The organism is Vibrio sp. 1557, from assembly GCF_033340175.1.
GTDB lineage: Bacteria > Pseudomonadota > Gammaproteobacteria > Enterobacterales > Vibrionaceae > Vibrio > Vibrio alginolyticus.
In genome coordinates, this window is the sequence record NZ_JAWOVZ010000013.1 from 110,626 (window position 1) to 136,028 (window position 25,403).

The 25,403-nt window shown below is 43.4% G+C and carries 11 protein-coding genes; 3 read left to right on the forward strand and 8 right to left on the reverse strand.

Features of this window, described 5'->3' with window-relative positions:
* Positions 1-12: 12 nt before the first annotated feature.
* The 4 genes from R7070_RS16010 to R7070_RS16025 all read right to left on the reverse strand — a co-directional run bounded on the left by R7070_RS16010 (position 13) and on the right by R7070_RS16025 (position 14,382).
* A complete protein-coding gene (locus tag R7070_RS16010) occupies positions 13-1,326 on the reverse strand; it encodes an HlyD family type I secretion periplasmic adaptor subunit (protein WP_172563288.1) in 1,314 nt (437 codons plus the stop codon).
* The gene (locus tag R7070_RS16015) at positions 1,323-3,494 is read right to left on the reverse strand and encodes a type I secretion system permease/ATPase (protein WP_151514743.1); all 2,172 of its coding nucleotides are present in this window, start codon (positions 3,492-3,494) and stop codon (positions 1,323-1,325) included. Before R7070_RS16015 ends, R7070_RS16010 begins: the two co-directional genes overlap by 4 nt.
* Positions 3,491-12,793, reverse strand: a complete 9,303-nt coding sequence (locus tag R7070_RS16020; RefSeq protein WP_318141248.1) for an Ig-like domain-containing protein — start codon at positions 12,791-12,793, stop codon at positions 3,491-3,493. The genes R7070_RS16015 and R7070_RS16020 overlap by 4 nt, the downstream gene beginning before the upstream one ends.
* A 152-nt stretch (positions 12,794-12,945) precedes the next feature.
* Positions 12,946-14,382 (reverse strand): arylsulfatase, encoded by a 1,437-nt coding sequence (locus tag R7070_RS16025; protein WP_236147215.1) that lies wholly within the window; start codon positions 14,380-14,382, stop codon positions 12,946-12,948.
* A gap of 247 nt (positions 14,383-14,629) precedes the next feature.
* Between R7070_RS16025 and R7070_RS16030 the strand changes: the two genes are divergently transcribed.
* Complete coding sequence (locus R7070_RS16030) at positions 14,630-16,147, forward strand: arylsulfatase (protein WP_005377761.1); 1,518 nt, start codon at positions 14,630-14,632, stop codon at positions 16,145-16,147.
* Positions 16,148-16,254: 107 nt separating this feature from the next.
* On the opposite strand, the gene R7070_RS16035 is transcribed toward R7070_RS16030, so the two are convergent.
* The 3 genes from R7070_RS16035 to R7070_RS16045 all read right to left on the reverse strand — a co-directional run bounded on the left by R7070_RS16035 (position 16,255) and on the right by R7070_RS16045 (position 19,892).
* Complete coding sequence (locus tag R7070_RS16035; RefSeq protein WP_033905219.1) at positions 16,255-17,253, reverse strand: HAD family hydrolase; 999 nt, start codon at positions 17,251-17,253, stop codon at positions 16,255-16,257.
* A gap of 162 nt (positions 17,254-17,415) precedes the next feature.
* Positions 17,416-18,513: a hypothetical protein gene (locus R7070_RS16040; protein ID WP_213866560.1), complete on the reverse strand. Its 1,098-nt coding sequence runs from the start codon at positions 18,511-18,513 to the stop codon at positions 17,416-17,418.
* A 53-nt stretch (positions 18,514-18,566) separates the two neighbouring features.
* Positions 18,567-19,892 (reverse strand): anaerobic sulfatase maturase, encoded by a 1,326-nt coding sequence (locus R7070_RS16045; protein WP_130546078.1) that lies wholly within the window; start codon positions 19,890-19,892, stop codon positions 18,567-18,569.
* A gap of 238 nt (positions 19,893-20,130) precedes the next feature.
* Here R7070_RS16045 and R7070_RS16050 point away from each other — a divergent pair, with 238 nt between their 5' ends.
* On the forward strand, positions 20,131-20,859 hold the full coding sequence (locus R7070_RS16050; protein ID WP_373920819.1) for a formylglycine-generating enzyme family protein: 729 nt from the start codon (positions 20,131-20,133) through the stop codon (positions 20,857-20,859).
* A gap of 45 nt (positions 20,860-20,904) precedes the next feature.
* Here R7070_RS16050 and R7070_RS16055 read toward each other — a convergent pair whose 3' ends face one another.
* Positions 20,905-23,235 carry a tetratricopeptide repeat protein gene (locus R7070_RS16055; protein WP_318141249.1) on the reverse strand — a complete coding sequence of 777 codons (2,331 nt, stop codon included), beginning with the start codon at positions 23,233-23,235 and terminating at the stop codon, positions 20,905-20,907.
* A gap of 389 nt (positions 23,236-23,624) precedes the next feature.
* Here R7070_RS16055 and R7070_RS16060 point away from each other — a divergent pair, with 389 nt between their 5' ends.
* A complete protein-coding gene (locus tag R7070_RS16060) occupies positions 23,625-25,190 on the forward strand; it encodes an arylsulfatase (RefSeq protein ID WP_005377767.1) in 1,566 nt (521 codons plus the stop codon).
* Positions 25,191-25,403 lie beyond the last annotated feature (213 nt).

The window sequence follows — 25,403 nt, forward strand, 5'->3', positions numbered from 1 at the left end:
ATATCCTTATGTCTATCTTTCTCTGAGCGAATTCTCTTTCGCACGTAATATAGGTTTTAACCAATAATTCAGTACTGTTTTTTCTCCTGTAAGAATGTCTACCACAACCTGCATTCCCGGGATGATCGTAAACTTATCATCAACCTTGAAAGTAACGTTGGCACGGTAGTAGGCATTGCCCTCTTCATTTTGAAGTGCATCGGCGCTTACGTAGGTCACTTCTCCTTCTAGGCCTCCGTAAATGACAAAGTCATAGGCAGACAACTTTACCGTTGCCGGCAGGCCAGGCCTTATGAAGGCGATATTCTGAGGAGAAATTCTCGCTTCAACGATTAACGTGCTATTACGAGGGACTATTTCTAAAATAGGCTCACCCGGCTTAACCACACCTCCGATGGTTCTGACAAAAACATCTTTGATGGTTCCATCGACCGGAGAAAGTAACTGCGTTCGATTCAACTGATCCGCAATCGCCTGACGACTTTCATTGAGCTGCGCTAGTTGCGTCACAACTTCATTGAGCTGCCCTTGTGCCTCTGCCCTAAAAGCAAGCGCAGTACCACGATAATCTGCGATGGATTCAGAATACACAGCCCTTTGCTTTTGGGCAGCAGCTTGTGAACTCGCGATGTCTCCTTTGAGCTTTATAACGTCTCTATTCAGTTTTAATAATTCCACTTCAGCCACCGCGCCACTAGAAACCACCTCTCTCAACATATCTCGCTCTTTCGAGACAATAACCAGACTGCTTTTTAGTGTTTGAATGGTATTCAAGGTATCTAGATAAGCTTGCGATTGTTGCTCAATTCGCAATTTAGCCTCCTCCAGCTCAGACTCCAGTTGGCTCAACCGCTCAAGATAGTTTGCTTTGGCATTCAGATAGGCAGAGTGGCCGGTCATCGAAATATCAAATGTCTGAGGCTCGATACTCACTTGTTGTTTCCAATCCAGTTGGAGGCTATTCACTTTTACCGTTTCTAATTCAATTTGAAGCCTCTGCTTTCTGGCGAGCAAAGATTCAACTTGTTCAGAGGTCTCCGAATAGGTCGACTTAAACCTTGTATCATCCAGAATAGCGATGGTTTGCCCCTTAGTGACGCTTTCACCAGCCATGACAAGTAACTCCTTTAGAATGCCTCCCTCTAAGCTCTGAATCGTCTGAACAGACAAAGTAGGAACAACCTTTCCTTCGCCGACAACCACTTCGTCTAACCTCGCCCACGAGGCCCAAATAATCACACTTAGCACTAACGCGGCAGACAACCAAATCAACGTTCTCGAACGGTTTGCTAAATGAGCATTACTCCAACGAACTGTGCTCATCATTGACCTCCTTCGCGTACAATTGATACTGCGCGTACTCTGTTCGTCTTCGCGTTAGACTGTTGTTTAGCAAAAATTTCTTGGGGCGCTCCTTCCCTCAAAATTGTGCCTTTATCAAGCACAACAATTCGATCACAAAGCGATAATAAGGAATGTTTATGAGAGCTAATAATCATCGTCGTCGAGTGCGGCAACGATTTGAGAGCATTAAACAACGCATTCTCAGCTGGCTGGTCTAAGGAACTGGTTGGCTCGTCTAAAATTAATGCTGCTGGGTTTCGATAAAAAGCTCTTGAAATCGCTACAGCTTGCCTTTGCCCCCCCGACAAATAACGCCCTCCTTCTCCGACTTGCGTTTCTAGACCATGAGGAAGGCGACTCATGTACTGGTTCAAACCCGATAATTCTATCGCACGGCGTAATCGTTCTTGATCAATAACATGATGTCCTAATACTATGTTTTCCATAATACTGCCGTATATAAGATGCGAATCTTGGCCAACCCAACCCGTTTTCTCTCTTATCAATTCGGCAGGCCAAAGCTGACTGTCAATGTCATCGAAATAAACGCTGCCCTGTGAGGCACTTAGTTGATTGGTCATAATGGAAAGGAGTGTTGACTTTCCTGCTCCTGCACTACCAATAACGCCAACGCGTTCGCCTTGCTTGATAGTAAGATTAATATCTCTCAAACATGGCATATCAACATCTGGGTATTGGAAGCTCACGTTTTCTAAACGTATATTCCCTGTAAATTCGGCAGACGTAATGACCTGACTGCGTTGCGCCTCCTGAGGTAAAGACATGATAGAATTTAAGCCTTCAACCGCTGTTTTTGTCTGTTGATAGCGAAGTAACAACATAGCTAACTGGTTAATCGCCCCTGCAGCACGACCGCTAAGCATGACAATAGCAATGAGCCCCCCCATGCTGAGCAATCCCTCAGAAATTCTGTACACACCTGTTACAAGTAACATTACGGTAATTATCTGCTGGCTAGATTGAATGGAGTAAGCAACGATATTCGAATAGTTTCGCGATTGATTTTGCCAATCAGAAAGCATGGATACCGTTTGCTCCCAACGCTTTTGTGCTTCTCCCGTAGCGTTATTTTGCTTAATCTCTTTTAAAGAGGACAATGAATCAAACAAGTGAGCTTGTCGCTTCATGGATAGTGCAGCACTTTCCGTATGTGATTGTTCTATTTTTGCTTTTACCGCAAAGCCAAGGATCAGCAGGATAAACATGACGGCAATAGGTATGAACATCATTGCCCCACCTAGCCAACCTATTAAGACTAAAAATAATAACGTAAATGGGAGATCAACTAAGGTCACAAGAGATGCAGAAGTAAAAAAATCGCGAACACTATCAAAATCTTGTAGTTGTCGAGCGAATGCACCGACTGATGCAGGACGGTGTTCAAGTTTCATCCCCATAACTTTAGAAAAAAGTATCGAAGAAAGCTTGTTATCGATGTACTTACCCGCGGTATCAGTGACAACTCCCCTTGCTTTACGCAATAGCCAATCAAAAATAATGATGACGGAGACACCAGCGACCAAAACCCATAATGTACTGAAAGCTTGATTAGGCACTACACGATCGTAAACGTTCATAGTGAAAAGCGGAATAACTAGCGCTAGCGTATTGATAAGGAAAGAGGCAATCAAAAGATCTCGATACCACGGAGACATTTCTTTCACTACTGCGAAAAGCCAATGTTCATTATAATCCGCTTGAATAGAACTTATCCGTTTGTCCAGCTCTGGACGCATAGAAACTTGCCATGCTTGAGGCTGGAATTGATTATGCAGTTCCTCGCTCGTGACGTATTGCGTTTCACCTTGATCTTCACTAAATAACGTGACTTGATAATCGCTGTTATGTCGCTCAGATATAATAGCGGGTTGTAACGTCTTCCTATTGATTACCACCAATGGAAAGCTCAACATTGCGGTGGATTTTAAATCGATTAATGTGAGTTCAAGATCGGCTCGCTCAGCCGCTCTGATGAATAAGTCACTATCCAATCTACCCTCAACAAGAGGTAATCCAGAAAGCACCTTTTTTGTATGGTGTCTAACCTCAAAATAACGCATCAACCAAGTTAACGATTGCCCCCAAGGATCGTTAGTCAGCTCACTTGATGAGGATGAGTGATGCTTCATGACATACCACCTACTAGCAAGTTGTTGTCATCAATCATCTTCTGTAAGACATTTTCTTCGGCTACGCCAGTCGAGTCACCTTTGTATAGCTGATCAAGAGTGACGCCCTGCATAAGAATCTGTTGTTTTGTCCCCGTCTCTTCTGGTTTTATGTGAAGCGTTACGCCATCATCATTCTCTGTTAAATCGAGCTTATTATCGACTTCTGTTATCGAGGTAGCGGTGATTATCGAGGCGATGTCAATTGTGTCATTATCATCACCAATAACGGATATTTGGAAATCGTTGATCACATCGTACGAGGGCTTTAACTCGTTACCGAGCCCTGAACTGTCAAACTGGAATACATCGCTGCCACTTCCTCCAATAAGCAAATCATTAGCATCTGTCGCAAGTAATGTTTGGCCCCCTTCTTCCACTAAGGTAACATTGACTGTCTGAGCAGCACCTTCTGCGACTGTAGCACCCAGTGTTGCAATCGGTTTTATCGACAACGTAAAATCACTTGCACCGCTAAACCCGCCAACGATGGAAAGATCAGCGACATCCTCTTGATCAACAGTATAAATGCCGTTCAATCTTTCACCATGACTCAACTCTAGATCTGTTGGTAATCCGCGAATCTCCACACTTCCAAACTCTTCGGGTGCAGGATTGACTAAATTCATGCTCAACCCCAAAGGAATACTCCCAGACGCTTCAGACACAATAGACTGATAATCGGCCGTTAGTGTTGGCTCATCAGCTTCAGGGGTAACAACAATGGTTAGATCGGTAGTTTGCACATCTCCAAAATCGGTTTCGAGTGTCTCTGACACTATCGCTTGATCAAACGTTCTAACATTGAGAGCAACATCCATCGTTCCAAATGCATCCTTCGGAATGAACTCCAAACCTGACACTTCATTTGCTCGCACTAATACCGTCGCCACGGCATTGCCCGCGTCATCGAAGGTAAAGGATGAGAATTGAGTTCCAATACGAATCCTACCTAAGCCTTCCAATGCAGAGGGTTCAGAGCTTGCTTTGATCAACATCGACACTTCTATATATTCGTTGCTATTTGTTTCAAAACCGCTCGCTAAAAAGTCAATCGAAATGGAATCACCTTCATCTCCAGTGAACGTGTTAGAGGTTGTATTCAACGATACATCATCGCCAATCGGTTTTACGCCGACGTTGAACTGAGAAGTGGTATAGTTATAGTCGTTTGATCCAGACTCTTGGGTAATAGCTTGCAGTGTTAATGAAATATCCCCACTAAAATCTAGTGGCGGTAGAAAGTAAACCTTATCAAGTTGTGCTTGAGTTAGCTGCCACTCCTTGCTCTCACCATCCGTTGAACCGTTATCAGGGAGTAATTCGAACGTCCCATTATTGTCCCAAACCAACACGGCTCCGTCTGGCACTCCTGTCATGACCAAAGACATCGACTCAGAACCATCTTGATCGATTAATGATGCAGATAAGTTTCCTAAATAAATATAATTATCTTCATTACCAACTACGTCTTCTGTTTCCAGAACCGCTTTATCAACCACTGGGGTAATGGTAACGGTAACTTCTGTTGATTTAGTTTGAGTATCTTTCGCACTGTCAGTACTTAAACAACTTCCCGTGACTTCATCAGTAATGTTTGCGTCAACGGAAATAACAAGCTCTCCACTGTAGTTTTCAGGTGGGATTAACTGAATTTCGTTTAGACGCGTAACATCTGTCACTACCCATGTTCCATCACCGTTGTCAATGAGTAGGCTCGGGTCCACGGCAGTAAACCGCGCATTCTCGTCAGACACCGATAAAGAAACCCAATTGACACTTTCAAGGCCAGTCGCTGCGTCACCTTCTCCAGTAATGGACTGCATTGGCCCTTCACTATCGCCCAATACAAGAGCAAGATTCAGGTTGGTTATAGTATCTTCTTGAACCGTAACTTGGCTTGGTGCTATCGCGATATCATCGACAACAGGAGAGATTTGTACCGTAATGGTCTGAGAGGTTGTTTTCGAGTCACCATCGCATGGGGCCGTTTCTGTCACTTCTAAATTGAAAGTAATGCAACCAGCAAAGTCCTCATCCACGCCAGTAAGCGTCAAGGAAGACAATCCAGCGCTAGAAATTGAATAACCCAACAGATTGCCCGCATTATCATAAGCAGGTATCACACCTTCGCCAGTAAGCTCGACTCCTTCAGGTAAAGAATCTGCGGCGACAAAGAAGGAAACTAAGTTACCATCACTACTCGCTACATCAGGGTTTAAAAACGCCCCAATTGAGACATCTTCACCTTCTTTACCTACAATATCCCCACTTTGAACGCTTCCTGGTTCACCAGGATCAGCACACTGGTCTCCATCTCCTTCATGGCCAGTAATTTGAATTTGGAACTGACCTGTGATGTATTGAGCATCCGTTCCATCTCGAACATACGCTAACACATTCACATCAAGTATCTCTGTATTAGATGGGCTATAAATCGATGCGCTAGCAAGCAAATCTTGAGCGGTTTCCAACACGCTATCACTTGTGATTCCTTCCATTGGAATCAGCCAGTTCCCATCGGCATCTTGAGAAGCACCATTCGGATGAGTAACAATGAGGTCTTGACCCTGCGGTATCTGTAAAACGATGTAATCGAGATACTCTGAACCATCAATATCCGCTTCTGTAAATGTAATGCCTCCACTCACGTCGACAGCAGACCCATCCGTACTTGTGAATACTTCAGTCGCGCCTTCTAAACGTGTTTTGTCAATATCTTCATTACCAATATCCACTTTGCCAGAAACCACGACGCTCAAAGAGCCATTGATTGCCTTTACATCAGTCTCCATCGTCGGAGACGTGTCTGTCACTTCGTACTGAACTTCCAGGCTAAATGTCCCACTTAGGTCTTCATTAGCTTTTACAGTGATTCGTCCACTGTTTAACAACTCAGATAATGTTGCCGAGCTACCATCAAGTAGTTCATTGAGTTCTAACGGTAAGTTACTTTCCTCTACTGCATTACCATCAAAGTAAAGCGTTAAGCCATCTGGAATGGATACAATGGTGTATCCTGTCAAGGACTCACTAGAATCTATATCTTGATTAACGACAGGCTCAAGATTTAGTGTGATGAAATTGTCCTCAATACCATTGCTTTGTAATTCTTGACCGTCAGTTTGCTCAACAATAGGTGAGATTTCCATTTCCACTTTAAGAGGGGTTTCAGCAGAATCACCATCCGGCTCTGTTGAAACGACGATAACATCCATGCTCAGTGTTCCACTAAAATCTTGCTCTGTTTTGAGGTAAGTGTTTTCAAGAACAGCATTCGAGACCTGATAAACTGGCCCCGTTATTGGGTCCACGTAAGCAATTGGAAGAACAATAGGGTCACCATTTACATCTGTCAGTTGTGTTCCCAAAGGGATGTTCTGAAGCAAAATATTAATTTCTTCTGATAGATCGTCGTCTGATGTCTGGATGATAAAATCCAGTTGTATCAGGTTATCTTCGTCTAACGTAGAGAGATTACTAATTACTTTAGTCGCTTGATCATATTGCCAATTCCCCTGTCCACCATCTAGGACAATTGGTTCATCGACCACGCCTTTTAGCTTAATGTCAATGGTTGCAGATTGGCTCTCGGCGGTTTCATTAAGAGGTGCTAAGCCATCAATAGTCGACTCTGTTGAAATGGCGGTTACTTGAAGGGATAGAGATTCAGTAAATGAGCTGATATCCGATTTTGGTTGAAGTAACGCCTCTGAATTGGCTAGAGCATTGGAGGTCACTAGGTAGGTATTAATACCGATAAGCGTAATCCCAGCTCCGACAGGCAATGTCCAACCATCTTGAACTTCTATGCGATAAGACAGAGACTCCGAGCCATCTGTGTCAGTGAGCCGCCCTAGGATGTACTCTTTTAAGTCAATCGCTTGGTCTTCAAGCCCCTGAATGTTTTTAACGGTCCGCGTAGGCACATCGGCATCTGGAGATATATCGATAACAACTTGCTCAGTGATCTCCGCTGTTTTATCTTGCTCATCGGCAAACACACTACCCGACTCAGTCGTTACTGCCGTCACATCAAAAGTAAATCTTCCGGCTAAGTTTTCGTTAGATGTGATTTCAATTTGATCTAACTCGGATTGGCTATACGCTTTCCCTTCCTCAATAGCACTTCCGTTAAGTGTTAATATAAGTCCATCTGGAATATTCGAAATTTGGTAGTGGAGCGTTTCAGAACCGTCTTGGTCAAACTTTTCAGCAACAATATTGAGTGAAAGTGATTCAGCGGAATCTTCAACACTTTGATAAGAAAAGTCCGAATCACTAGACCACTCTGGCAAATCTGCAACCGGTAAAACGTTAACATTTAACGTGTTATTGCCTTGTAATACAAAACCATCTGGTTCGACATCAGATACGATTAATGCAGACACTGCTAACGAAACTTTGATAGTGTTGCCCGACAGGTTTAGCGCTGGTTGATAAGTGAGATCACCATTTGGAACGGTGAATATACCCACCCCCATTAGCTCTGTACCAGAAAGACTAATAAATCCGTCATTATCATCATCTTCAAGGCGCACTCCGTCTAAAAACAGAGCCCCTCCTTGTAGAGATTCAACAGAGATCCTTATCGCTTCAACACGCTCATTATTCTCCGTATCCCCAGGAGAAACTCTAATCGGTAACGCGACTGGCGTGGGGTCTCCACTGTTATTCGCGCCATTATCTTCTAACGTATCTACATTAACGGTTCGAATAAAGCCCCTGGCATCATCAAGAATTAATTGAGCTTCACTGCTTGCTTGGTCACCGTCTGCATCCGTCACAGTTATCGTTAGATCATCAAGCAAACCACCTACAGGCGTATTAACAATAAGCTCGGTAGTTAGCGTAAATGTCCCATCTTGAGCAATAGTCAGCGTTCCATATTTTAAGTTACCATCACTACTATTGATTAAATCGATGGTCCAAGCATCATTGCTAAATACCGAACTCGCCGTATCGTATGTTTCACCTGCATAGGTCAAACTTGAAATCAACGTGCCATCTGAACTGATTAAGTCGGCATTATTGCTAAACCAGTTTCCCGAAAACTCATCCCCCTCGGTAAGTTCAATTTCTATTGGTGAGCTTGTGTCTTCAGGGATATCATCTACTACACTAACGGTATATGTCTCAGCTTCAGACTGGTCGCCATCCTTATCAACGGCATAAATTGAAAAACTGAGTTCTAATGTGTTCTCGTCCGCTGGAACACCGTCAGGTTCATCGTGTTCAAGTGCACGGTATAGATCAAACTCGACAGTCCCATCGGTATTAAATCTAATTCTAAAGACGTCTTGCTCGCTTTCATCTCTTGCATATAACCAACCATTCGAGTCCGGTGAATCAAGCGAAACCAGGCTACCACTACTTGTTTTATAGCCGAGCGCATTGAACATATCGATATTCACGCTCACACTGGCGATAGAGTCTGAACCTTGTAATAGCGTAATGGATGGTGACGAGCCCTCGATGCCAGAATCAAGCGAATCATCATTCAACCCGCTTTCATTGACTGTGATTCCCTCTGTAATTACTAGTTCCGGAAACAAGCCATCATAGACCAGTATGTTGGACTCCGTAGAGATCTCGCTTCCATCAGAATCTCTCGCCACGATGGGCATAGAGATCGACAATTGCGTCCCATCACCTAAAACATGGTCAAGCGAGTGATAAAGCTCTACAGTTACATTAACGGTAGACGTATCATTTGATGGCAAAGAGAAGTCACTAGGTAACGTGACCCTAAATACAACGTCTCCAGTGTCTGAAATTGCGTCAAAGCTTCCATCATTGTTATCGTACCAAGTGACAGCCTCTCCGTTATAAGTAACAGCATCACCAAGCGTAGTTTTGACAGTATCTCCATCATTTATGTCAACACCCAGATACACAATCGGATCGAATGATGACGTAACTATCACATCCGTATTCGCTATGGCTGAAACCCCATCAGGAGCAATGTTTGTATCGACAGGTGTTTCGGTTAACTCGACATTGCCACTATTGATTAGCGCTTGTTCATTGTCGTTATCTATCACATTAATGTCTAAAACGACCGACGTGTTATCTTGGTCTGAGTCCATTGCAGTAACAACGAGAGGCACGTTTGGATCAGTATTTTCTTGTTGGTCGAGAGCCTGAAAAAGCTCAAAGGAGTAGGTAATGTCGCTATTTGCATCAATAGGTAATGAAGCATTGAGGGTAGCTTGAAAGATGGGAATCTGAGTTTGCCCATCTTCGTCAAGAATATAACCATCAAGTGTTTTGCCATCCGCAGAGACTTGATAAAGCACAACTTGTTCACCACTCGTCAACAAGGGTTGTTCAGAGACGATGAACGACAAAGATTCGAGGTAATCACTGCCAACCTCAACTTGAAAATTCCCTGAGCTCAACACACTTCCATTTGCGAGATCAGATTCTTTTACTTCTACCCCATTCAAATTATTTAAAGTTGGGTCTGCGCCATCCTTTAGAACATAGTCAATTTCATTCTCTACAAGCGGTGTGGCATCTAAATCTACGCCACCAATGGTCAACGGGAAAGTGACCGTATCACTGCTATTGAATTGATCGATAGGGTGCTCAAGAGTAAGCGAAATTGATGCTAATACATCGTTACCCGACTCAACGCCACTCAATGTTAACGTAAATACAGTGACACCATTCGCAAATGCTGTGATTTGCTTTCCACTGGAACTTAACGTGTAGCTAAGCTCATTATCAGAGACTGAGCTTGTAAGCCCTAATGCTTCTAACTTAGTAATAGATGACCCACCGAAATACAAACTACTCGGATCAGGGTTGTCAGATCCCGCGACAATATTGACAGTTCCTTCAAAGTTCAATATCGGGCCATCCAAAGGGACTTCTGTTACGTCTATAGTCGCATTGCCTACGTAACCTGCTTGTCCATCACTAATATCAATGGTCGCGTTAGCCAAGCCATAGTCTTGGGAGTCATCTGCAGCTAAATAGCTGAAAGAAACACTTTGCTCGACCGAATGATCTAGGTTTCGACCTGCATCAAACTGCCAAGAGCCATCAGAAAATACGGTTAATTCGCCTTTTTCTAAACTAAAACTTACGGATCCCCCCTCTAGAATTGACTTCTGCTCCCCGCCAACCTCTACAAATTTCACATAAAGTGTTCCATCAAGATCAATATCATTTTCAAGTACATTGCCCGTAATTGTTTGATCTTCTACGACTGAGTATGTGTCATCTCTAATCACCGGATCAGAGTCATAAATAGTAATCGTTAACGGTGCCACAACCGTCTCTTGTGTACCGTCAGCATCACTTTGAATGCTTTCAACCAATACGTTAGTCACCAGCTCATCTTGACCTACACCATGATCAATCGCTTCATAAAAAGTAATTTGAACCGTACCATCATCATTGACTTCTGCTGAGAAAACTAATCGGTCGTCAGTCGATGTTCCTTGTAAGCTCAACCCATCTTCTGCAACAACAACGTTAATAGATTGACCGACCGATGTAAGCGCGCTCAAACTTGGCTGCTCTGCATGCAGTGCTGGCACACCATTTTCTATGTTGATGGCTGCCGAGCTGCTTTGCTCACCAAAAAATCCAACGATGTTTTCAGAAAAGACCGTTGAACCGGGTAGCACTATTGTCGGCATGGTATCTACCGCGTGGTTGCCGGCGGCATCCAACACTTCTGCTTCAATGGTCCACGTGTTGTTTAGATTGAGAGTGTTTACGTCAATTCCGGTTACTGTCCACGAACCTGATGCATCAACGAGGCCAGTAAAATTCAGCGTGCTGCCTCCGTCACTTACCCGAATCGTCACTGCCAAACCTTGCTCTACACCACTGGTTGTCCCTCTCATTTCCGTGACTATACCCTCACGGAAATCATCAATGGCAAGACCACCGCTAATATAAAAATCCGTATCGATATCAATGATGGGAGCAGTGGCATCTATGGTCGTAGCCTCATCCATCGCTTTCGCTTGGTTGCCCGCCACATCATTCACGGAGGCAGATACGGTTAACGCCCCATCGGCTAACGTGGATAAGTTCGCCCCTTCGACTTGCCACATACCATCAACGACAACGGTATTGAACGAGAACATCACCCCCAAGCTGTCTTGAACCGTGACAGAAACCGTCTGACCATTTTCAACATCACTGACTTGCCCTGACAAAGTGACAGATTGGCGCTCTTCAATGTTTAAATAGCCGTCTCCGCCATCGTCAACGTCCACCGTCACACTTGCGAGCGTATCTTTGATGATGGTGTTTTCACTGATTGCAGGGTTGCCCGCTATATCTATACTCTTAGCAACAACTGTCAGCGTACCTTCAGACAATCCAGAAAGGTCAACGTCGTCCAGAGACCAACTTCCACCAGTCACCACCGTTTCTAAGTTTATGACCGCTCCTAACGAGTCGGTTACCGTAACTTGGATACGCTGGCCATCTTCAATGTTTTCAATCGTCCCTTCGAGGCGAGTAGTCGCGATTTCGTACTGATTTAAATACTCATCCCCTCCACCATCAAAATTGACGTTCACCGTTGCAAGCGTATCTTTAATGGTCGTATCGACGGCGTTCAGGTTATTGCCATAAATGTCAGAAACCACAGAAGTCACCGTAAGCGGTCCTTCAGCAAGAGAAGACAGATCAACGTCTGATAGGGTATAAGCCTCATTCTCTACGGTCGTTGTAACAGTAATGGAATTATTGAGGCTGTCGGTAATGGTGATAGTAACAAGCCACTCATCGCTTATCTTGAGTGCGTCACCTTGAATCGTGACACTAGGAACTTCAAACTGGTTTTCGTATCCATCGCCGCCATCAAGAATATCCACCGTTAATATAGCATCGGGATTCAACCGCTCAGGAGCCTGAGTCTCAGAAGTTGGGTTCTCTCTTTCTTGCACTGCTGGCCTAGTAACATAGCCATTAGAAACGAGTTGCTCAGGTAAAACAGCGCGAATATAGGCAACAAAACTTAACCCACCAGAAGACTCACTAAAATCTCGAACGCTCTGATTAAAAGTGGATTCAATACCGTTTTGAGATGCAATTAAAAGATCATTCGAACTCGATTCATCCTCACTTGTTGTATCTTCATTAAATGCAATATCGAGAATGTCAGTATTAAGAACAACCACCTCTACTTCTGGAACTAATTGTTCGTTAGGCAACATTTGGATCCAAGAACCGTCACTTAAAACCGCCCAAAGAACATTACCGACTTGAATGTAGAGTATTGGCTGCATAATTCGCCCCATATGAAACAACGAACTTTAAGTATGGTCGACGAATGTGACTGTTCAAATGAAACTAGAAAAAACATGGCCCTAAATGGCTCTAATGAGATATTGAACCAAAAACATACCTCATGTATGCGAGAAAGAGCCATTGGGGTAAACTACTTCTGGCGTAACCCATCCACTGGAAATTGATTGAAATTCCCCTTGCTACAATCGGGCTTATATCCAAATGGAGCAGGGAAAGGAATCGTATCGCAGCTTGTTGCAACGGAAGATTCAAACTTTACTCTCTTTCCTATCATGATAGGAAATAACCATGTGGCATTATTTCTTAAATCAAACTCCTCTTTAGGGTCATCAATCAAATTGTATATTTCAGGGATCTGTAATGGGCGCCCTTTCTCCGGCATGATATCTTGATCAATAAAGTGCATCTTGTAATTTTCCCACTTATAAGCGTAGGTTTCAGATCCATTGTTAACGATAAAACCATCTCGATTAGACTTTTCACTATCTCCCTTTAAAAAGGCCCACTGATCAATACTATCTATTGTTCTATCGCTTGGTAATTTGTATCCACCGACATGAGAAAGTGAGGCAAATAGATCCACAACATGGATAATTTCATCACTCACTCTACCCGGTTTGATGTGGTTAGGCCAAGAGGCAATAAATGGTGTTCGGAGAGACCCTTCAAGAGCCGTAAAGTACGCACCACGCCATGGCCCGCTAGAGCCTTGGTATGGCATATGCCACTCTGGACCGTTGTCAGAAAACCAAATCACTAGTGTATTGTCTTTAATTCCTGCTTTTTCTATTGCACCAATAACTTGCCCAGCTCGAAAATCTATCTCAGCTAACACATCTGAGTAATTTCCTTTGCCTGTTTTACCAATAAAATCAGGATGAGGTAGCGTCGGTAAATGTGGTTGAGTAAAAGTAATTACAGAGAAAAATGGCTTATTCTCTTTCACATTTCGATTTATAAAATTTGTGGCATGTTCAACTAGCTCACTGTCAATCGTTCTACGTGAGTCCAAATTATATTCTTTGACCCCTTTAGGGTCCTGCCCTGCTCTAGCTGAAAGGATTTGAGGTTTAGGTAATATAGCTTTATAACCGGGTTGAGAGCTATATTCTGACTCATCCGTCGTATTTGCAATGCCATACCATTCATCAAAGCCTTGATCCGTTGGAAAGCGCCCTTTTTGGTCTCCCAAATGCCATTTCCCGTAAAGGCTCGTGTTATATCCTTGTTCCTTAAACTTCTCTGCAATGGTTATTTCCCAGTTCACCATACCGTAAGGCACTCCCCAAACAACCTTATCTGTCCCAGATCTAAGCGCTCGCCTCCCCGTCATGAATGAGGAGCGAGTTGGTGTGCATTGCGGTTCCACATTAAAATTAGTAAGGCGTACACCTTCTCTAGCAAGTTGATCTAAGTTTTTGGTTTCAACACCTCTGGTACTCCCATAGGAACTTAATTCCCCCCACCCAAGGTTATCAACCAACATTACTACGACATTTGGTGTCTCTTCCGCAACCACTTCTAACGGGATACATAGAAACAGGATAGTTGCTAGTTTATTTTTCATAGTGTCGCCTTTCATTGAAATTTAATCCTGTAAGTGCGTCTTATCACACTTAAAACACACTAAAGTCTAGTTCATGTTAATTAACATTTTTGAAAAACAGGGATTACTTGGAAGCAACAAAAAACCTCTACTATATTCAACTAACTACATTGTCTCATTTGGTGTCATCTCACTCGACTTCGCCATGATGAACACAATTAGTAACGTTATATAACGATAATGGATTCATTTATCGCGGAGGATTTTCATGCGAAACTCGATTAAAAAGGTAATGGCATTGGTCGGTACATTAGCTGCGTCCACAGCCTTTGCTGCCGATAAGCCCAACATCCTTGTGTTCTGGGGTGACGATGTAGGTGTATACAACATTAGTGCGTATCACAATGGTATGATGGGAGGGAAGACTCCTAACATTGATAAAATCGCCAATGAAGGTGCCATTTTCACAGACGCTTACGCACAACAGAGTTGTACTGCCGGACGAGCCTCATTTATTCTGGGTCAACATCCGTTTCGTACCGGTCTATTGACTATTGGTATGCCCGGCGCAAAAGAGGGTATTCAATCGAAAGATCCTACTATCGCAGAGTTACTTAAAAATCACGGCTATGTGTCTGGTCAGTTTGGTAAAAACCACCTTGGTGATCAAGATGAGCACCTACCAACTAACCATGGGTTTGATGAGTTCTTTGGTAACCTATACCATTTAAACGCGGAAGAAGAGCCTGAGTCTGAGTTTTATCCAAAAGATCCAGAGTTTCGTAAAAAATTCGGACCTCGAGGCGTGTTGAAGGCGACTGCGGATGGCAAAATCGAGGACACAGGTCCCCTTACTCGTAAGCGTATGGAAAACGTAGACCGAGAGTTCATGGATGCTAGCTTGGCCTTTATGGAAAAAGCAGTAAAAGAAGACAAACCATTCTTTATTTGGCATAACTCAACCCGTATGCACGTTTGGACACATTTGAGTGAAGAATATCAAGGGAAATCAGGTTACGGCTTATACGCCGATGGCATGATGGACCTAGATGATCAAGTAGGTGTGATGCTTGATAAACTTGAAGAGCTAGGCGTAGCAGATAACACCATTGTTGTTTTTAGTACCGATAATGGCGCTGAGAAATTTACCTGGCCAGATGGTGGTACTACACCGTTCAAGGGCGAAAAAGGTACGACTTGGGAAGGCGGATTCCGCGTTCCGATGATGGTACGCTGGCCTGGAAACATTAAACCAGGAACGGTTATCAACGATATCTTTTCACAAGAAGACTGGATGCCAACTCTACTCGCAGCTGTGGGCGAACCAGATGTGAAAGAAAAACTATTGAAGGGTCATAAAGCAGCGGGCAAAACCTTTAAAGCACATTTAGATGGCTACAACCAACTTGATCTGCTGACTGGTAAAGCTGATGAAGGCGCACGCAAAGAAATCTTTTACTTCGATGCTGGTGGTAATTTAAACGCCGTTCGTTATAAAGACTGGAAGATCCACTTCAGTATTATGGAGGGTGCCATTAATGAGGCATACCGCAAAACACCGAGTTGGCCTTTGATTGTAAACCTTCGTATGGACCCATTCGAGGTCGGTCCAGATGCAGCACTTTACGTCAGACATTTTTACGCTGATCAAATGTGGATGTTCGTTCCTGCTCAAGCTATCGTGCGTAAGTTCCTAGAGACATTTAAGGAGTTCCCTGCAACAAAAGGTAGCTCGTTAAGTATTGAAAAAGTGGTAGAAACAATGACACAGCAACCTAGAAACTAGACCCTAGGTATCGAAGCTACTGTGGAGTTAACTAAGGCCTCAATTGTGAGGCCTTTTATTTCGTTGCAATTGTTTGGTTGCAGCAAGTTATGGTCAAACAAAGATTATCATTTAGTGCTCTCTTTAAACACTTGATTCCAATCTTGTTTCATATCGACAAATAGCCAACCTTGCTCTTCACCTACTTTAAACGATTTATCTAACTTACCAACATGAGAATCTTTATCATACGCCCATTCGCGCTTGTCATCCGTGTGATGGATAATCGCAGAAAATCTTGGACCTGAACCTGCTTTCGTCCACTCTAACATCTGTAAATCACCATCAGAATTACCAAACGCCATGACCGGACGTTTGCCAATGAAGTTTTGAATCGTCACAGGCTTTACTGCTTTGTCATTGACAAAGTCTATTTCCGGCATGCGTTGGATGGTAGGTTTTCCATCAACACTTTGATATTCCGCCTTTAACGTCGTTCCCACGATGTTTTGCGTTGGAATGCCGTATACTTCCGGCGCCCAAACGCGCATAAATTCAATTCCGCCTCCAGAAACGATGTATGTCTGATAATCGTTCGCTCTTAAATAGTCGAGCAGTTCGAGCATAGGTTGATAGACCATTTCAGTGTATGGTCTACCCGTTGTTGGATGGACAGCCGTTTTCAACCATTCCTTAACTTCTTGATGAAACTGTTCAGTAGACATTCCAGAATGGGTTGCCATAACAAGCTTCATTACACCTTCGAGTCCTTGTTTACCAATCCCCTCCATGTCACCTTTTAATGCGGAAGCAAAGGGTTCGGTTGTCTTCCAATCAGGATGCTCAGAGGCCATTTCTTTTACTCTATCGATCGCAAAAAACAACTGTAGATAAACAGGCTTTTCTGCCCAAAGTGTTCCATCATTATCAAACGTCGCGATTCGTTGGCTTTCAGGCACATAGGAATCCGAACCTTGGGTCGTTGTTTTCGTAACAAACGCCATAATAGCTTGCTTAGCGTCAGTGTTGTTCCATGACGGAAGTGGATCTTGCATATCAGCAGCAACAGCGTAACTAGACAGAGCAAAACCTGTTGCTAAGACAATCGCCTTTAACTTTATAGCCATCTTAATTCCTTATATTGAGGTGCTAGGTGCGAATCCAATCAAAAGTATAGTTCAATTGAAACAGGCGCATATTGAACTGAAATATGCAACGGCCACCAAAAAGTGACAATGTCACCAATCTAGTCCACTGTTTTATTAAAATAGAAACATGGAATTTAACGATTAGAGTTTAAATTCATTGGCTTCAACTGATGTAGAGGCACTTTTACGCCCCTTTTTCTGATTGAGCTCTTCAATAACATAGTCGGGAGCGACCTTCGTTAGCTCTGTTAAGCAGTCATCCGTTTTAGGGTTGCCGTATCTAACATAGATGTCACACACGGCATACAATTGTTCTGGAGCACCGGATATCAAATACGCTTGCTCAAAAGCGTTGACAGACTTCTTCAAGTCTAACTCTTCTTGCAGAACACCATTTAAGTACCAAAAGTAACTGTTCGTCTTTGCCATCGTCGCAGCTTTGTCTATTTCAAACGCCGCTTCTTTCTTTTTGTCTAATCTAACCAAAGCGAGAGATTTAGAATAATGCAGCGAGGCATCTTCTGAATTTAGCTTGATACCCTCGTCAAGCACGTTGGTAGCTTTTTGGTCTAGCTGTTGCGCTCGGAAGTTGTCTGCGTAGCTTAACCAAACTTGAGGATTGTTTGGCTCAAGCTTAGTTAACTCTGGGTATATCAGCGCCGCTTTATCCCAATCACGATGCCAACGGTAAACGTCTGCAAGTAATAACTTGGAAACATTATCGTTCTTACTGGACAAGTGTGCTGTCAGCTCTGAAACAGGCCCCTCAAGTGACTGCTGTTGCTCCGAACTCAAATTGGCGTAATCTCGAACGAGGTTAATCGCTGCTGTAATTCGCACCATGGCGGCGTCATCACTCAATAATGGTGAAATCAAACGCCAACGGTGCTCAATCATATATGGCTGAGCTCCCACGATCGCAGCTTCGCGAATACCTGCATCTTCATCCTGCAACCCACGCGCAACTGCAACCAATGCATTTTGGCTTGGATAGTTGGCTAACTCACGTAAAGCATCAATACGTTTTTCTGAAGACAACTTTTTATTTTGCGCATCATAAGACAGCTTTTCGACTCGTTGCGCCGGTGTCATTTGAGCTTCTTGTGGAGTGACAACCGTTGTCGGCGATACCTGGTCTGGGTCTAGCAATGTTGTTTCTTGTGCCACTGCTGTTTGACTCGCAGCAATGCCGATCGAGATCACGAGTAATGATTTAGAGAGCAGCTTAATTTTTTGCATTCAATAACCTATATTCTTTCATTTCCGGGCCTGTAGCAGGCGTAGTGACTATCTTAAAACTTCGTTTCAAACACAGTCTGTGTTTGAGTAGCTTGCTGGCGTAGAATCTGGTCACTGTATTTACCGTGAACCACTGGGTTACCTGTCGCTCGTAAGATGTACGCCATCGACTGATCAACATGGGTAAAAAACTTCTTCCAACCCGCGCAGAGATAATTAAGACCAGGCTCACCTTGCCTAGTACGGATAAAACGGTTTTTGGGACATTCTCCAAAACATGCAAATTGATAATCACATTGAAGGCACTGTTGGGGCAGCGTACGACTTTTAGCAAACCCAAATTTCTGCTGCTCAGAGCTATAAGCGAGCGTATCGAGCTTTTCGTGATGAATGTTTCCAACCTTATATTCTGGGTACACGTAATGATCACACGCAAACACATCACCATTAGGCTCCATTGCTAAGCCTTTCCCGCAGATTTCACCTAACGTACACAGTGGGTTTTTTCTGCCCATCCAGGTTTCGATACTGGCTTCAAAGTACTGAACAAACACGTTGCCGATATCGTGTAAAACCCATTCATTGAAAATCGCGATCAGAAAATTTCCCCATGCTTCATCCGCAACGCAAAAAGGCTCAACAACGGCATCTTTATGACCTGGGATCAACCGTTTATCTCCTTGCTTTAGTTGCTCGTTTGGCTCCCAAGTTTGAGGGGCGGTTGTTCTGAATGTTTTCTGCTCAACTATTGGAATAAACTGCATTTGAGGGGAGCGTACTTCATCTCGCAAGAATCGGTACACTTCAAGTGGGTTACGGCTGGTCAAGTTGTTAACACAAGTGAGCGTAGCAAACTTTACTTCGTGCTTATGTAATAGTTCAACCGCATTCATGACTTGCCGGAATGTGCCTCTACCAGCTCGGTTTGTTCGATAAGCGTTATGCATCATTTCTGGACCATCAATGCTTAAACCGACGAGAAAGTTGTTCGCCTTTAAAAACTCACACCATTCATCGTTAAGCAGTGTGCCATTAGTCTGGAGATCATTGGAGATCGTAATGCCATCGGGACGGTATTTATTCTGTAGCTCAACAATTGTCTTGAAATAATCCAAACCTAGCATTGTCGGCTCACCACCCTGCCAAGAGAAAATAATTTCAGGTGTATTTTGTCCCGCTATATATTGACGGATATAGGTCTCGAGCGTTTCCTCATCCATGACTGGTGAGCAGCCTGGCTTGTACTCAAGTAAATCTTGTTTGCTTAGGTAGTAACAATAGGTGCAATCGATATTGCACACTGCACCGATAGGTTTCGCCATGACATGTAATCGCTTGGATGCTTTTCCATTGAACTGCGGACCTTGAGTTATGTGCATTCATCACCTTCTTAGTTGCTAGCCTGCGCCCAACGGCGTTAAGACTAATCATTAAGTTAATCGCCTAGTGTGATGATAATGTTCAATTATTCGTGGCGCTTGTTATAGTGTGTATAACTGTTTTTCATAGACTTGCCTGATAAAATTTTTTGATCATAAATGTTGATGGAGCTCCCCTATGAAGCATTCCAAAAGTAATACTCTTTACCTTGGTGCCGCTATTTCGATTTCGCTAATTATGACTGGATGTGCAACAACACAACCTAGCCCTCTTGCTCAAAAAATCGATCAAGATATGGTTCTTATTGAAGGCGGACAATTTATGATGGGCTCGGATAATCCATCAGCAAATAAATCCGAGCGCCCGGCTCGCACCGTTCGCGTGGATGATTTCTATTTGGCAAAATTTGAGGTAACCCAAGAGTTATTCGAATCGGTTACAGGCTCTTCTCTGAGTTATTTTAGAAACCCAAATACGCCCGTGAATAACATTAGCTGGCAACAAGCCAATTATTTTATAAAGAAATTGAATGAAAAAACGGGAGAGCACTATCGTTTACCCACCGAAGCAGAATGGGAGTTTGCAGCGAAAGGGGGGAATCTAAGTCAAGGATTCACTTACGCGGGGTCTGATGATATTAACGACGTTGCCTGGTATGCCAGTAACTCAAACAATAAGGCACACAAGGTAGGTCAGAAAAAACCGAATGAGCTTGGCTTATACGATATGACGGGTAATGTTGGTGAGTTTGTTATTGATGCGTTTGATGAAGGCTATTACAAATCAGCACCAAGTGATAATCCGGTAAACGCAAAAGATGAAAAAGAAAGCCTGGCACACAAGTCTGTACGAGGTGGTAGCTTTGCCTATGATGCTGACGAATCCGAAAACTATCGTCGCGATTTTGCTAGCCAGTCAGTCATCATGTCCGACATGGGGCTGAGATTAGCGAAAGACGCTGATTAAACCAAGTAAGAAAAAGTAGAGCGATAAAAGCTCCACTTTTGGTAATTAGCTCCTATTGACCCCAACAATAGAGGCTTTAAGCTGATCAATAGCTTGTTTAGGTGCATAGTGACTAAGCTCTTGTATGCACCTATCGAAAGCAAAAGCGACAGCACCTTTTTTATGATTTCTCGCTAGAACCTCGCATTGAGCAAACAAGTGTTGTGGATTGCCACCGACTTCAAATGCTGTATGCAACGCTTTACTGGCTTCTAGAACATCGCTTTTTTCTAAAGCTAGACCGTACACGTACCAATAATGCGCATTAGTTTCACCAATTTCTGCGGCGCGTCTAAGTAGCTTTTTCGCATCATCGGCTTTGCCTTGACGTAACAAAGAAAGACCTGCGCTGTATGGTAATGTGCTGGATTTAGGTTGAGCTTTCATCCCTTGTTGTAGCACCGTGATCGCAGCTTCTTCTTTACCTAGGTGGCGATACAAATCTGCTAGGTTAACGTAGCTATTTTCGAAGTAGGGTTCGATGCTGATCGCTTGTTTATACAGCTCGGCCGCTTTGTCGATTTCACCTAAGCTGCGGTACACATTCGCCAAATTGGTTCTTCCGAAACCACGATCGGCATTAAACTCTTGAATTTCCATGTACTCTTCTAAAGGCGATTTAATTATATCTTTTTGTAAAGGGGTCATTTGTGCGTAGTTCGCTACCAGCGCCGAGGCAGCTTCCGCTCTCACTGAAAGCACCGGGTCACCAAGTAATGGCTCTAGAATCCGCCACCGGTCATGAAATTCATAACCAGACGAGCCTGAAATTGCCCCTAATCGAACCATTTCATTCTCATTCTTAACGGCCCTAGCCAAAGATACTGTTGTATTTTGGTCAGTGTTGCCCCCCATTCTCTCCAGGGCTGAAGCACGAATAATGTCTTTTAACGACGAATCCTGAGCAGAGTATGCCAACGCATTTGCTGCTCCTTGATGACCAATTGAATCCGCATAAAATGCGACAGCAAAATGTTGTTGATTACGATACTTCGAATTCGGGTACCATTCTGCTATCTGTTCATCGGCCCATTGATTGCTTTTATCTTCATGGCATGACATGCAAACATTGGGCGTTCCAATGTGTTTGCTCAAATCCGGTCGTGGAATATGCCAACTGTGGTCTCTACGAGGATCGACTTGCATGTAAGTCGTTTCTGGCATGTGACAAGTCGTACATTGCGATGCTTCAGATTCAGCCTTATGAAAGGTATGCTTTTCAGGTGTATATTCCGATGCAATATGGCATTGCGAACATACTGCCTCTTCTGGGATCGTTAACTCTGCCGTGTGTGGATCATGGCAATTAGTGCACGTGACCCCTTTCTCCGCCATTTCAGATTGAAGAAACGAACCATAAACATAATCTTCGTCGTAAATCTGTCCATCATGATAGTAGAGTTCAGGTGTTATAAGGCTTAAGCGATATTTATCAAAAAAGGAACCTTTAACATGATCACCTGTTTCATTTAACTGGGTTCGGCGACTATGGCATTGAGCGCATGTTTGCACTTGATTGGTTGCTTCATTTGATTTCGGCTGTAACGTACTATGGCCTTCCTCAAACACCCAATCCAACACTGCTTTAGACAAATTTCGATCAAAGCCATAATGGCTGTCATGCTCAAAAGAAGTGCCAGCATTTTTGTATTTCTTGGCCAGTTCTATGTGCTGACTAGCGGGACCATGGCATGCTTCGCATCCCACATTAATCTCTGACCATGAGCTGTTGTAAGTGTTTTTGTCAGCGTCGTAATTCTTCTTTAGGTTCGTTGAATGGCAATCAGCACACATAAAGTTCCAATTTTGCCCGGTATTGGTCCAATAGAATTCATCCGTTGTTGTCGTTTCTGGATAAAGATGAAACCAACGCTGTCCCCCTTCAACTTTAGCTCTTGTGTCCCAAGCAAAAGGAATAAGCTGCACGCGGCCATCTTCAAACTCGACCATGTACTGCTGTAATGGCTCCCAGCCAAATGTATAGCTGATCTTATAGTCATGCCATTGCCCGTCAGCACCTTGAATATTGACCCAAAATTCGTCGCCTTTTTTAAAAAAACGATTAGGCATTCCTTTGTGCGTTACAACATGGTTATCAAAATCACCACGTACAGAGGTTGTACTTGCATGCTTCATGGCCATATCGTGATGTGACCCTTTCCAGGCCTCCACCTCGTTTTGGTGGCAATCTATACAAGCTTGTGTGCCAGCATATTCTGGATTTAAGCCTGAAGGAATATTTGGTTTCTCTGTTAATAACTCTTGAGAAAAAGCCATAAAACTGACAACAACGTTGACCAGCAATAAAATGCGAAACCGGCCTGCCCACTGACTCATAGATATCCTTATATTTATAATGTACAACCTAAATCAATATAGACACTAAATCACTGGTTATACAAATAATTACAAGCAATACATAACGACTTTAGTATTGCTTTAGGGCCGTAAAACAAGCGAGCATCCTATTGTTTTTCATTTCCATCCCCCTCTTCTACTACGCAATAAAAATAAGGCTCTTCAGTGATCTAAATCTACTTTACGAATCTCTACAAACTAACAGAACAATCCTATTTCTTCTTAATTAATAAATGGTTACAACCTAGCAATAACTTATGGTTATATCGAGTATAAGAGGATTTTTCTATATACATCATTAACTTATGCAGCAACTAAGCATAAGGCTCACTTGTGCTTATCTTTACTCTCAACAATCTGGAGTTTTTATGGCAAATCAATTGAGCAAAATCGCTGTAGGCGCAGGACTGTTAGCGGCGTCTAGTGCTGCTATGGCAGCCGACAAACCGAATATTCTGGCAATTTTTGGTGACGATATCGGCTACTGGAATATCAGCGCATACAACCAAGGTATGATGAGTTACAAAACGCCAAACATCGACCGTATAGCGAATGAAGGCGCGTTGTTCACAGATCACTACGGACAACAGTCTTGTACTGCTGGTCGCGCGGCCTTTATTACAGGTGAAGAGCCATTTCGTACGGGTTTGTTAACAATTGGTATGCCAGGCTCTGACCACGGTATACCTGATTGGGCGCCAACCATTGCAGATCTGTTAAAAGAACAAGGTTACATGACGGGTCAATTTGGTAAAAACCACTTAGGTGACCAAGATAAGCACTTACCGACCAAACACGGCTTTGACGAATTCTTCGGTAACTTATATCACCTAAACGCAGAAGAAGAGCCTGAAACTTATTACTACCCTAAAGACCCAGAGTTTCGTAAAAACTATGGCCCTCGTGGTGTCATTAAATCTTATGCCGACGGTAAGATTGAAGACACTGGCCCGATGACACGAAAACGTATGGAGCACGCAGATGAAGAGTTCCTAGAGAGCTCTTTGGCATTTATGGAAAAAGCAGTTAAGGCGGATAAACCCTTCTTTATTTGGCATAACGCCACTCGTATGCACGTTTGGACTCGCTTGCAGGAAAAATACCAAGGTAAATCAGGCGTAAGCATTTATGCCGATGGTATGCTGGAACACGATGATCATGTAGGTGTTTTACTCGACAAGCTGGATGAGCTAGGTGTTGCAGACAACACTATCGTTATCTACTCAACGGACAACGGCGCAGAAACCATGACTTGGCCAGATGGTGGCGCAACACCATTCCATGGTGAAAAAGGTACAACTTGGGAAGGCGGTATGCGTGTTCCTCAACTGGTTCGTTGGCCAGGCGTAATTAAGCCAGGAACCAAGATCAATGAAATGATGGCACACCAAGACTGGTTGCCTACATTATTGGCAGCTGCTGGCGTACCTGATGTAAAAGAAAAACTGGCAGAAGGCTACAAAGCAAATGGCAAAGAGTGGCGTGTACATTTAGATGGTTATAACTTCATGCCATACTTTGAAGGTAAGGAAGAAAAAGGCCCTCGTGAGTCGCTGCTTTACTTTACGTCTAATGGTGAATTAAACGCTGTCCGCTGGAATGACTGGAAACTTCACTTTGCAACGCTTGAAGGGAACCTAAGTAACGCAGTTCGTTTTGCTCCGAACTGGCCTAAAATCATCCACCTACGCGCTGACCCATTCGAAAAAGGCCCAAGCGAATCACAAATGTACTTGCGTTGGATGGCTGACAACATGTGGCTATTTGTACCTGTACAAGACGTGGTGGGAGAGTTCTTTAAAACACTTCCAGAATACCCAATGCAACGTGGCACAGCGATGAACCCTGCTTCACTAAACTACGACTCTCTAAAAATGCAAGAGAAGCTGCAGCAACTAGACAAAGTTGAACAAGAAATCAGCAAGTTTAAGTAAACTAAGTTAACGTTAGTTAATCAGTAACATTAAGCCAGCAGACCATTCTGCTGGCTTATGTGTATCGCCACATAGGAACTTACTTAAATCGCCTGTTTAGCCTATACAAAGTGGGCATTGTGAGTACAAACTGAAAAGTAAATTACCACCTTCTAAAGAAGGTGGCTTTGTGTGAGCCCCCTAAAAGGGGGCCTTTGTTTAGTCCAGCGCCAA